This is a genomic window from Bacteroides sp. 1001302B_160321_D4 (genome assembly GCF_015667765.1).
GTDB lineage: Bacteria > Bacteroidota > Bacteroidia > Bacteroidales > Bacteroidaceae > Bacteroides > Bacteroides xylanisolvens.
The window spans coordinates 1-12,247 of record NZ_JADPLO010000065.1 but is presented as its reverse complement, the minus strand read 5'-3'; the positions used below and the strand labels follow the sequence as shown (position 1 = coordinate 12,247).

Genomic DNA, 12,247 nt, shown 5'->3' with positions numbered 1-12,247 from the left:
AGATTAAAATTTAATGTTGAAACCAAAGCCGAAACTAGCTGTCTGCGGCATTGAATAATCTTCAAATGCTCCTGCCATGTTGTTGTTACCCTGACTGGCTTCCGGATCGAGGTCAGGCAATTGAGCCCAGATCAGGATATTTCTGGCAAATGCGTTTACAGAAAGTTCTATCGAACGTTTTTGAAGAATTTTGTAGTTGACAGCCACTTCACGCAGTTTGATGAAAGAATTGTCATATACAGAAGATTCGTCAATATCGTTCAGGCGGCTGTAAAATACCTGTTGTGCGTTTGCACCTGTGATAGCGATATCATTTTTAGTTCCATCGGTTTTGTATCCGTCGAAGATGATGGTACCTTCGCGGTTTTCCGTTCTCTTGCTGACACCGTAGTAGTCTGCCAGTCCGGTTGTTCTGCTGTACATCTGGCCACCCTGTTTCCAGTCGAGTACTGCGCTGATTGTACACTTCCATAAGCGTAATGTGGTGTTGAAACCCATCAGGAAGTCCGGAGAAACCTTACCGATTACCTGTGCTTCACCAGCGATAGGAAGACCGTTTTCGTCTACCAGACGATTACCGTTTTCATCTCTCTTGAAACCTACACCATAGATAACAGGGAATTTCTCACCTGCCGAAGCACGTACCTGCGGAGTAACATAACCACCCAGAGAGATATTTTCTACACCCGGTGCCAGTTCATCTACGTAGTTATCGATCTTCGTCCAGTTGAATGCAAAATCCCAGTTGATATTTTTCGTCCGGATGGGGTTGAAGCCGAGAGTGAATTCGTGCGTGTTGGTATGAATCTTACCACCGTTGGTGAGCAGTTTGCTGGCACCGGTAGAAGAAGCCAAAGGCACTTCAAAAATCTGGTCTTTTACATTCTGGCGTGAGTACGTATAACTGAATGTGATTAAGTTATCGAGGAAGTTCACGTCAGTACCCACTTCATACGAACGTGTGTTCTGCGGTTTCAGTTTCGGGTCGAAAATCGTGTAGTACGGAGTATAGGCAGTAGTACCTTTCATCGGATACATGATCGGAGTCAGTGTGTAAAAGCCACCTCCATAGGTCGGAGTTGAGTAGTAGTTTTCGAGGAAATCCCCTGCTTGTCCTACTTCCGCATAAGATACTCTCAATTTAGCGTGATTAACAACATTGTTTTTCAATGCATCCAGTTCCGTCAGGATGAAGCCTGCCGAAATAGAAGGATAGAAGAACGAGCGGTTGTTGCGTGGCATATTAGATACGTAGTCCTGACGTCCGGTGAGGGTCAGATAAAGCATATTTTTGTAAGAAGCCGATACGTTACCGAAGAATCCCACTGTACGGTTTTTCCACGTCTCTTCCTCTGTCTGTTGAGTAGTGGCGTTGTTGATGTGGTTCCATCCCGGGAAGTTGTAGTTCGTACCATATTCATAATACTTCTTTCTGTTACTTTGGATAATTTCGTTACCCAATACAGCATTCAATCCCCAGTCCTCGTTGATGCGCCAGTCGTAGTTGATGGTCAGCAAAGAGTTGTATGTAGCGTTCGTCCAACCGTAGTTTTCGATTTGTCCGCGACCGCCACCCGTGTTACTACCGTATCCGTAGCTGTCTACATAGTGAGTGGTGTAAGCATCCACGCCGACCATGTATTTTGCGTTCAACTTGTGGTTAGTTGTACCGAAATCAGTCTGATAGCTTGCGTATACATTTCCGAAGAAACGGTTGGTATCTTCTGTGAATTTGTTGTTGTCCATCGCCCAATAAGCGTTGTCAAAGCTACCACGGAAAGAATTCTGTGTGTATTGGTTACCGTCTACGTGACTTGGAATCCCTGCAAGATCATAGCTGGGAGGAGCTGCGTAAACCGTTCTCAACAGACCGTTACCGGAAGTCACTGCCTTGTCGATAGAAGTAGTGATATAGTTAGCTGTAAATCCGGAACTCCAGTTGTTAGTCAGTTTGGTGTCGGCGCTAACCTTTACATTATATCTGTCCATACCAGTGCTTGAGATAATACCGTCCTGATGTGTATTTCCCAATGAGATAGAGTAGGAGCTTTTTTCGAGCATCTGTGCTACATTCAATGAATTGCTCCAGGTGATTCCTGTGTCGAAGAAGTCTTTTGCATTGTCATACGCCTGTGGAGTAGCCCACGGGTCAAGACCGGCTGCTGCACGTTGGGGAACATAATATTTTCCCTGTTGCTTACCGAACTTCTGCGTGTATTCGTTATCCGTGTTACCTCCATACGTTGCGTCGTTTGGAAGTTCGGAAATCTTAGGTCCCCAAGACGTTCCCGAAGTAGTGCTGAATACTCCACCCGAACCTTGTGCGTATGTTTTCTGGAATTCCGGCAGACGACCGACTACATCGAAGCTGACATTAGAAGAGAAGCTAACCTGTGGTTTGCCTTTTTCCAGCCCTTTACCACTTTTGGTTGTGATGATAATCACACCATTAGAAGCACGGATACCATAAAGTGCAGAAGCAGCCTGTCCTTTCAAAATGTTGATACTTTCAATATCATTAGGGTCGATATCTACCGCACGGTTGGCGAAGTCGGCTCCGCTCACACTACCATTGTTCTGTATGTCTGTGCTAACGTCCGGCGTACTGGTTACCGGCATTCCGTCGATAACGTAAAGCGGAGTGTTGTCACCCGAGAAGGAACGTGCACCACGGATGGTGATCTGTGAAGAAGCTCCTGGCATACCACTTGAAGGCTTAACGTCCAAACCGGATACTTTACCTTGCAGCGCTCCTGCCAGATTGGAGTTGGCAGCCTGCGTCAGCTGATCTGATTTTACGTCCTGAACGGCGTAACCCAGTGCTTTCTTTTCACGCGAGATACCCATGGCTGTCACCACAACCTCATCCAGTGCCTTTGCGTCACTTTTTAATACGACTTTTATTACTCCCGGTTTGATGGAAACGTCCTGCGAAATCATTCCTACATAAGAAATGCGCAAAGTTTTAGCAGAACTTGGTACATGGTCGTTTCAGTTTTCATCATTGTTAATAGTTCTTTAGTCTTTCGGGAGATGTAAAATGATAAAAAGATACCATTTGGGAGGAAATAATGTTCTTTTTATCTTGAAAATATCTTTTTAGACGCTATCTTTATGATAGAAATTCTATTTTAAAATATATTAAATTGAATATTTCTAGTTATAGTTTGTTGGTTTTTACTAGATGGGAGCTTGCAAAATAATACTTTTTAGTTAAATACGTAACACTTTTTCCGGTTTGTCATAATTAGTGTTATCTTTGCAACCTGTTAGAGACAAAAAATCTGTTTATAGGTTAAATTTAAGAGAGAATTTATGAAAAGAAAATTGATGTTCTTAATGACCTTCCTTTTTATAGGTATAGGTCTGATGACAGCGCAGACATCTAGAGTTACCGGTTTGGTTACTTCTGAAGAAGATGGACAACCTGTCGTAGGTGCTTCAATATTGGTGAATGGCACTACCCTTGGTACTATCACTGATATTGACGGTAAGTTTACAATCGCAAATGTACCAAGTTCTGCTAAGACTTATTGATCTTTTTTCTTCCTGTTTTTTCGTGTTTTCTTCTTCTATCTTATTGTTTTTCAGATGTTTTGTTTCTATTTTCGCAAATTGTCCGGTTCTTCCGGTTTCTTTTATTGAAATTTCCTTTATCAGTTCTTGTTTATTTAGTAGTCTCTTTTTCTCATTGATTTTGAGATGGGGGGGTAATATTCTACCCGAATTTTTAATGAATTTCCCAGTATTTTCCCTATTATTTCAACTATCTTCGGCTTTGAATAAAAATATGTTTGATGACGTTTTAATATCTGTGTTTTGTGGGTTATAAATTAAATGCTATAGTCTGACAGTGATTGGAGTTATGACTTATAGTAAAGAAGAATGCAAGATACTGTAATAATAACTTGTACGACACCCGGGTCTCATACATACCGACACCCGGGTGTCGTACAACTCAATTCTGCTAAATGAAATAGATACAGAGCTATACTATATTTATTTGTACTAGAACAAATTTAATTCATATCTCTATAAAATGCGATTTTCCAGTTTACGTTGTTTTACTCTGCCATGATAACTTCGACATCATAACCTATGAAAAGGCCGCTCTCTATGACACCGGTAATGGTTTTGAGTTGTTCTTCGAGCGAAGAATCAATATAGTTAAAACGAGTGTCGAGGATGAAATTCCCATTTTCTGTAAAGACAGGCCCGTCTTTGCCGTGGGCTGGACGCAGGACGATTTCTGATGCACCCAGTCGTTGCAGCTCATGCTCTACATAAGTTAGTGAGTCCGGAAAGACCTCTACCGGAATGGGAAATTTATTTCCCAACTGATTGACGCGCTTGCTGGGGTCGATGATGATGAACGTTTTGCGGCTGCTTCTAATGAGCAGTTTTTCTTTGAACATAGCTCCGCCACGTCCTTTAATCAAGTTTCGCTGCGGGTCTACTTCGTCCGCTCCGTCAAATGTCCAGTCGGGGCGCTTGTTCCAAAGGATAGTTTGTGGGATGCCTAGCTGTATGCAAGTCATCGAGATTTCTTGAGAGGCGGGAATCACTTCAATATGCAAGTGCTCTTCACGAATCCGTCGCGCCAGTTCGAACAGAGTTAGATAGACTGTAGAGCCGGAGCCGGCTCCTATCACATCTCCGTCTTTTGCCGTGGCGGCAATTTCACGGGCTACGTGTTCTTTGGCTTCCCGGTTGATAATGGAGTCCGACCATTGCAGGTGCTTTATAAGATGATTTTCCCAGTCCATAAATTTATGCTTTATAATTGTTTTAAATTACTCTTTTATATATAACGAATTAGCGAATCTGTTTGTTTGTTTCAACTTTAGAGAGAGGCTTTAGAGATAATTCGGATCAGGCAACAATCATTGTTGGTATATGCTATAAGTGGACGTAAGCCCTCCGATTGACGTAGAAAAGATAGGACGGTATATGCTTGGGATAGTGACGGTATCATTGTCATATAGCGTCGCTATTTGTATCGGATAGCGTCACTATCTTTTAGCAGGGAACTCGCCAACAACAATTTTTACTTGGTCCGATCATTCAATCATTTAAATAGTTAATAAACGATTCGTTAATTTTTAACTTTATTGCGTTAAACGTTAACGAACCTCTGCTTTTTATTAAACCGTGTTATAAGTTAGGCTGCTTTGCCCTGAAAATTTGGAGATAACCGAAAAGTCCGTATCTTTGTACTGTGTTTTTCATAGTATTAGATTTAAGGTTAACAAAGATTGGCTGTCTGGGATAGATAGCCTTTTTTTTGTCCCTACTATTCCTTATAGAATCAGCCAGATGGCAATGATATGCCCGATGCTGCCTCCCAGACAAAACAAGTGGAAAGTGGCATGCATATATGGTTTGCGCAACGAATAAAATACAGCTCCCACGATATACGAAACTCCTCCGCCAATCAGCCACCAGAAAGCGGTAGTGGCTTCCAGTTCTCCCAGATGGTCTAACAAAGGTTTCATGGCTACCAATATACAGGCGCCCATCCCTACGTAACAAGCCGTTTCGAGATTGCTATGTTCTTTCAGTTTTTTGAAGCTAAGAATGAAACCGGCGATAGCCGACAGCCAGACGAAAGCGAAAATTCCCCATCCCCATCCGCCGGCATGCCGCAGAACGAGCAGGGTAAAAGGAGTGTAGGTTCCGGCAATGTGCAAATAGATAGCTCCATGATCGAATTTGCGAAGCAGCTCTTTCAGCTTTCCCGGACGGCTGCCGTGATACCACGTAGAACTGACATAAGAAGAAAGCATCCCCGCCAAGTAGACAGATACACAAGCAACTGCCCACTGCGGTTCTATATTTTCGGAAGCCTTTTCCAATAATAAATATCCGGCCACGATTCCAAGCAGAATACCTATTCCATGACTAAGGGTATTTGCCCATTCTTCTATATTATTGTATCGTTTGTTCTTCAATGTTCCTTTTTTGAATTGTTAAGTCACAAAAAATATTGAGTCGCAAAGATACTTTATTTTCCGTAAAGCGTTTCTTCGCCTTATTCTTTTTTTAAAGAAATATCGGCGTATGATACTCCCTACGGTTTTAAAATTTTGATGCGTACCCAATGCTCGGTGTCCAGTTGGAAACCGTCGTGGTTGATGGAATGAACAGTTTCCTCATAATTGTGTTTTTTGTAGTATCTTCACAAAGAAAAAAAATAGAGAAAGGTGTATCGCCTTTCTCTATTTAATTTTTATTTTATGTATAAAATATATTATACCAAATGTCCGATCCATTCTTCACGGTCGCCGGGGAGAAGGTCGATAACAGGAATTTCTACCATTGTGTAACATCCCGGCTGTTGCTTCATCGAAGCACGTGCCACACATACCAGCACTTGTGCTGTCAGTGCGGGGTTGTTGATGCGCATATTAAATTCGAACAACTGATTCTGTGTTTTGCCGGATACACCTTTGCGAGTGAGATTTACACCGTGACCCATATCCAATAGAGCGTCTACGCTCGGAACGAGTTTCACGTGTGTTTCATCATTCACGAAGTAAGGATCTGCTTTGATGGCAGCAGCTACTTCTTCAAATTTATATCCGTCTTTCAGTTCGATGTACACCATGCGGCGGTGGATTCCCGTGCCGGTAGGAATAGTCATGGAAAGAGCGGCTTTCACCCCGTCGATAGCTTTTACGGCTACTGTGTGTCCCATGCTCATACCCGGACCGAAGTTGGTGTAAGTGATTCCTTTCGGAGCAATCGCTTCGAGCATGGTGCGCACGATGGAGTCGCTTCCCGGATCCCATCCGGCAGAGATGATCGATACGGCTTTATGTTCTTTGGCAGCAGCATCCAGTGTGCGGCGTAAGTCTACGATACCAGTGTGGATATCGAAACTGTCTACCGTATTAACTCCCATTGCCAGATATTCTTTTGCATATTTCTCAACGCTGCGGGTTGGCGTGCAAAGAATAGCTACGTCTACATCCCCCAACTCTTTTATGTCCTTTACTACTGCATAGTTTGCCAACTCTTCCGGTTTGTTCTCTGCTCCTGCACGACGAACGACTCCGGCTATTTCGAAATCAGGTGCCGCCTGAAGCGCTTCCAGTACATAATGTCCGATGTTACCATAACCAACGATGGCAGCTCTTACTTTTTTCATTCTTTTCTTGGTTTTAATGAACAAATTTCTTTCTTTTGCTTGCAAAAGTAAACAATTTACTACTAACTTTGGTTCATTCGCTTTAATATTTTATTTTTTTTCACTAGCAGGCAATACCGGTCCGCATGAAAGCAAATCAGGGTGTGATGTGCTGCATCGAAAAAACTCTGTGGCCTCTGTGTCCTCTGTGGTGAAATTGTTTTATCTTTGTCCCTGTTATGATAGAATATATTAGAGGCGAACTTGCCGAACTAAGTCCGGCAACCGCAGTGATTGACTGTAACGGGGTGGGATATGCCGCCAATATATCCTTGAATACCTATTCGGCTATTCAGGGAAAGAAAAACTGTAAGCTATATATTCACGAGGCGATTCGGGAAGACGCGTATGTGCTTTACGGATTTGCCGAGAAGCAGGAGCGGGAGATTTTTCTATTATTGATTTCTGTCTCCGGAATCGGGGGGAACACGGCACGTATGATTCTCTCGGCGCTCTCACCTGCCGAACTGGTGAACGTAATCAGCACCGAAAACGCGAATATGCTGAAAACGGTGAAAGGTATCGGGCTGAAGACTGCGCAACGGGTGATTGTCGACCTGAAAGATAAGATAAAAACGATGAGTGGGTCTGCCGGCGGAGGTGCTTCCGCAGGTCTGTTGCTGCAACCTGCCAATGCGGAAGTGCAGGAAGAGGCGGTGTCTGCATTAACAATGCTCGGTTTTGCTGCCGCGCCTTCGCAAAAGGTGGTGTTGGCTATCTTGAAGGAAGAACCGGATGCTCCGGTAGAAAAGGTTATCAAACTGGCTTTGAAACGTTTGTAGTATGAAACAACAGAAAATTTATATGCAGGCATGGCTGGACGCTCACGGTCGTGCAAAGGTAGTGAATACGGATAAATGGTATCTGGATTTCGCTAATCAGCTATTGCCATTGGTGGCCGAATCGTATATATATGGTGGGAAAGAGATGGAAGAAGACCAGAAGCAAGTGGCTCTGACGTGTGCCTTATACTTGGAAGATTGCGTGGCAGACGGAGGAAACTGGCGTCAATTTATCCACTGGCATCAGGAAAACTACGGACGTTACCTGCCTTTCTACACGTTGACGGACGAATATCTGCAGGACGAAATCAACCGTGAAGATGTTGTTTTCCTTTTGTGGGCAATCAATTCACCGGTCGGTGATGATTTTGACGGAGTGGAGAATCCGATGGATGCAGATTTGCTGGAGTTTGCAGATGTATTATACAACCGTTTGGATGCTGCGTTCGAATTGGCTCCTATCAGTGATTACCTTGCGACGGATTGGTTGCTGGAAACGGAATTGATGCAAAAGAAGAGAATGCCTCTGCCGATAGCTTTGCCGGGAGAAAAAATGCCTGCCAACGTTGAGCGTTTCCTTGAAGCAAGTAAAGGTGAACCGCTTTTGTACTTTGACTCTTACGATGCGCTGAAATTTTTCTTTGTGCAATCATTGAAGTGGGAGGATGAAGAAGATTCTCTGTTGCCTGATTTAAAAGAGTTTGATAACTTCGTGGTTTTCGCCAATCCGAAAGGGTTGTTGATAGGGCCTGATGTGGCCCCATATTTTGCGGACAAACGCAACCCGCTCTACAATGCTGAACTGGCAGAAGAGGAAGCATACGAGCTGTTTTGTGAAGAAGGTTTGTGCCCGTTTGATTTGTTGAAATATGGAATGGAACATGAGCTGTTGCCAGAAGCACAGTTCCCGTTTGAGAATGGAAAAGAACTGTTGCAGGAAAACTGGGATTTTGTGGCTCGCTGGTTTCTGGGCGAATATTACGAAGGAGAATAAGAGGAACAAGAATTAAGGTATAAGTACTGTTTATATAAGTGTTGTCTATGCCAATCAAAAAAAATAACAATCCCTTTGCCGGAAAGACAAAGTCCGCAGCCGGTAAAAAGAAGACAACCGGAAAACGGGTTGGAAAATCAAAACAGGAAAAGGCTAATAATCAATTGAATAGAAGAGTAAAATAAGGATGTGGAGGCTACGCCGTTTTTGCCTACCAGGCAACGCCGTTTTATGATGGCAGACTACGCCTTTTCTCCATACCAGGAAACGCCTTTTCTCCCGCGCAGAGAATAAAGAGGCTTATTATACATTTGACGGGAATAGTTGTCGTTTATGAAAAATAACAACTATTCCCGTCAGTTTTATTGTTGACCGATGGTTTTTTCTGCTAAATAGCTTCTCTTTTGACGGTTTTTAGTTAAATGGGAATATAATTCAGACAGAAGAACAAAAGAACAAAAAATAAAATAGCAGTTCAATAAGCAACAAAAATAATTTTCAAAGCGCAGCCTTTATGTTCTTTTGTTCTTATGTCTAAAAATAAAAAATCATTTATCTCATTTCCGCACAGATCGTTTTCTTTTTGCCAAATGGAGTTTCCTTTTTATTAATCGGTAATTTCCTCCTGTGCTTTCCGTTCTTTTTTCTTATTGATAAATCCGATTTTCAGGTTAGCTTCCTCTTGTTCTTTTTTAATCTGTTCCATTGCAGAGAGGATTTGCGCTAATTCATAAACATTGGCTGCGGCTAGTCGGTCGGTGGGACTCATCGTTGTTTTATAGGTACGGTCGCCCATATATTCCACACGGATATTTTTGTCTTTATTGAGATGTAGGAATTCGATTACATTACCGTCTTCTCCCAGTTTGTAATCAGCTTTTTCTATTTTCTCGTTCATATCGGTCGTTTCGTAGCTGTCTTTGGAGCTTGGAGTCTCGGCAAAACTGCCGTCAGGAGCAATCACTTTCACTTTGTTGTGGTGGATATTGCCGGCACCGCAATAGATAGAGGTCATACTCATGATGCCTTGCTCGTTCACTTGGAAGCGGAGGTACGAACGGTGCATGTTTTTCTCAATGGTTTGTGTAGGCCAGAGGTAGTTGCCTACTTGTTGATATTCGGCATCTTTTTCTAGTGTGAATTTGTCTTTGATGGCGTTGAATTCTTTCGTTTTTGCCTGAAAGGCGCTATCCAGATAAGCAAGCGTTTTTTGCTGTGTCTTTGTTTCAACATCAAGCATCAGTGCCTGTCCCGCCTTACGTGCTTCGAACGCTTTGGGATACAAAATCTTGATACTGTCAATTTGCAACTTAGCTTCTTCATAGTCGCCACGTTCGTAGGCAGCCTTGGCAACCATCAGTTTTTCATTGGCTTTTTTCTCAAGGCCATTTCCGCAGGCAGCTAATGCCAGCGTACCACAAAAGAGGATAATCAGTTTTTTCATCACAAATTCTATTTACTAGTTTTATTATTTACATGAATAAGCAGTGTCCGTTTGTCATTCACTGTTCATCGTTCTGTTCTTCATTCACTTTATTAGCGGCAAAAATACAAATATATCCCTTATTTTTGTAATTTTGTCCCCTCAAAACTTATAACTAAAAAGAATGATAGAGTTGACTCAAGAGGAATTGAAGCAGCATTTTAGCGAACCCATCTTCGGACAGATAGCCGAAACGGCCGATGCGCTCGGCATGGAGTGTTATGTGGTAGGTGGCTACGTTCGTGATATTTTTCTGCAACGTCCCTCTAAAGATATAGATGTAGTAGTTGTAGGAAGTGGAATTGCAATGGCAGAAGCTCTTGGAAAACGGTTGGGACGTGGTGCTCATGTCTCTGTTTTCAAGAATTTCGGGACAGCACAAGTAAAATACAGAGGTACGGAAGTAGAGTTTGTAGGTGCGCGTAAGGAGTCTTATCAACGGGATTCGCGCAAACCGATTGTTGAAGACGGTACGCTGGAAGACGATCAGAACCGTCGTGATTTCACGATCAATGCTCTTGCTGTATGTCTCAATAAGGCACGTTTCGGCGAACTGGTAGACCCGTTCGGAGGCATGGAGGATATGAAGGAAAAGACAATTCGCACTCCGCTCGACCCGGATATCACTTTCAGCGATGATCCTTTACGCATGATGCGTTGCATCCGTTTTGCTACGCAACTGGGCTTTTACATTGACGATGATACTTTCGAATCGCTTTGTCGGAATAAGGAACGGATTGAAATTATCTCCCGTGAACGTATTGCCGACGAACTGAATAAGATTATTCTTTCTCCGATTCCCTCAAAAGGTTTTATTGATTTGGAACGTAGCGGTTTGCTGCCGTTGATTTTCCCGGAATTTGCTGCCTTGCAGGGAGTGGAAACACGGAACGGACGTTCGCATAAGGATAATTTTTATCATACATTGGAAGTGCTGGATAATATCAGCAAGAAGACTGATAATCTTTGGTTACGCTGGGCTGCTTTGCTGCATGACATTGCCAAGCCTGTCACGAAACGTTGGGAACCGAAAGCGGGATGGACGTTCCATAATCATAATTTTATCGGTGAAAAGATGATTCCGCATATCTTCCGCAAGATGAAGTTGCCGATGAATGAGAAGATGAAGTACGTGCAGAAGCTGGTTAGCCTGCACATGCGTCCGATTGTTATCGCGGATGATGTGGTGACAGACTCGGCTGTACGCCGTCTGCTCTTTGAAGCGGGAGATGACATTGACGACTTGATGATGCTCTGTGAAGCGGATATTACTTCCAAGAATATGGAACGTAAGCAGCGTTTCCTGAATAACTTCCAGTTGGTTCGACAAAAACTGAAGGATTTGGAGGAGAAAGACCGTGTCCGTAACTTCCAACCACCCGTGAGTGGAGAAGAAATTATGGAGATTTTCGGTTTGGAACCTTGTCGTGAAGTCGGTGTTCTGAAAAGTGCTATAAAGGATGCTATCTTGGATGGAGTGATTCCGAACGAATATGAGGCTGCTCATGCTTTCATGCTCGAGCGGGCTAAGAAGATGGGGCTGACGCCGGTGCGCTGATAGAAGGACGGAACAGATATATTATAGTATTCAAACACAGGTTTATACGAATCAGTAGTTGAATTGGAGTAAAACTGTACTGAAATGAACTAAATGATAATTTTGCGGGGTGCCCTGAAAGGGCTTAATTATATAGCGTAGGGCAACGCCCTACGTAAAAACGGCAATCTGAATTTGCGCCCTGAAAGGGCATAATTGTATACGGTTCCGCCCTTTCAGGGCTTGTGGCTGATGTGTTTTT

General features: G+C 43.1%; 8 protein-coding genes and 1 pseudogene. 4 read left to right on the top strand and 5 right to left on the bottom strand.

Features of this window, described 5'->3' with window-relative positions:
* Nucleotides 1-3: 3 nt before the first annotated feature.
* Nucleotides 4-2,973 (bottom strand): annotated as a pseudogene (locus KFO40_RS20810) (SusC/RagA family TonB-linked outer membrane protein); the annotation flags it as partial.
* A 342-nt stretch (nucleotides 2,974-3,315) separates the two neighbouring features.
* On the opposite strand from KFO40_RS20810, the gene KFO40_RS20805 reads away from it, so the two are divergent.
* The gene (locus tag KFO40_RS20805) at nucleotides 3,316-3,537 is read left to right on the top strand and encodes a carboxypeptidase-like regulatory domain-containing protein (protein WP_008024747.1); all 222 of its coding nucleotides are present in this window, start codon (nucleotides 3,316-3,318) and stop codon (nucleotides 3,535-3,537) included.
* Nucleotides 3,538-4,064: 527 nt separating this feature from the next.
* Here the strand turns inward: KFO40_RS20805 and rpiA are convergent.
* The 3 genes from rpiA to KFO40_RS20790 all read right to left on the bottom strand — a co-directional run bounded on the left by rpiA (nucleotide 4,065) and on the right by KFO40_RS20790 (nucleotide 7,150).
* Complete coding sequence (gene rpiA / locus KFO40_RS20800; RefSeq protein WP_118218454.1) at nucleotides 4,065-4,766, bottom strand: ribose 5-phosphate isomerase A; 702 nt, start codon at nucleotides 4,764-4,766, stop codon at nucleotides 4,065-4,067.
* Between the two features lie 534 nt (nucleotides 4,767-5,300).
* The gene (gene trhA / locus KFO40_RS20795; RefSeq protein WP_121960300.1) at nucleotides 5,301-5,951 is read right to left on the bottom strand and encodes a PAQR family membrane homeostasis protein TrhA; all 651 of its coding nucleotides are present in this window, start codon (nucleotides 5,949-5,951) and stop codon (nucleotides 5,301-5,303) included.
* 299 nt (nucleotides 5,952-6,250) lie between these two features.
* Nucleotides 6,251-7,150 carry a diaminopimelate dehydrogenase gene (locus tag KFO40_RS20790; RefSeq protein ID WP_049702134.1) on the bottom strand — a complete coding sequence of 300 codons (900 nt, stop codon included), beginning with the start codon at nucleotides 7,148-7,150 and terminating at the stop codon, nucleotides 6,251-6,253.
* A gap of 218 nt (nucleotides 7,151-7,368) precedes the next feature.
* Between KFO40_RS20790 and ruvA the strand changes: the two genes are divergently transcribed.
* On the top strand, nucleotides 7,369-7,971 hold the full coding sequence (ruvA, locus tag KFO40_RS20785; RefSeq protein WP_004314150.1) for a Holliday junction branch migration protein RuvA: 603 nt from the start codon (nucleotides 7,369-7,371) through the stop codon (nucleotides 7,969-7,971).
* A 1-nt stretch (nucleotide 7,972) separates the two neighbouring features.
* On the top strand, nucleotides 7,973-8,965 hold the full coding sequence (locus KFO40_RS20780) for a DUF3843 family protein (protein WP_211146763.1): 993 nt from the start codon (nucleotides 7,973-7,975) through the stop codon (nucleotides 8,963-8,965).
* 607 nt (nucleotides 8,966-9,572) lie between these two features.
* On the opposite strand, the gene KFO40_RS20775 is transcribed toward KFO40_RS20780, so the two are convergent.
* Entirely contained in the window at nucleotides 9,573-10,409 is an 837-nt protein-coding gene (locus tag KFO40_RS20775) for a hypothetical protein (RefSeq protein ID WP_008024733.1), read from the bottom strand.
* Nucleotides 10,410-10,572: 163 nt separating this feature from the next.
* On the opposite strand from KFO40_RS20775, the gene KFO40_RS20770 reads away from it, so the two are divergent.
* Entirely contained in the window at nucleotides 10,573-12,006 is a 1,434-nt protein-coding gene (locus KFO40_RS20770; RefSeq protein ID WP_055236484.1) for a CCA tRNA nucleotidyltransferase, read from the top strand.
* The last annotated feature ends 241 nt before the right edge of the window (nucleotides 12,007-12,247 follow it).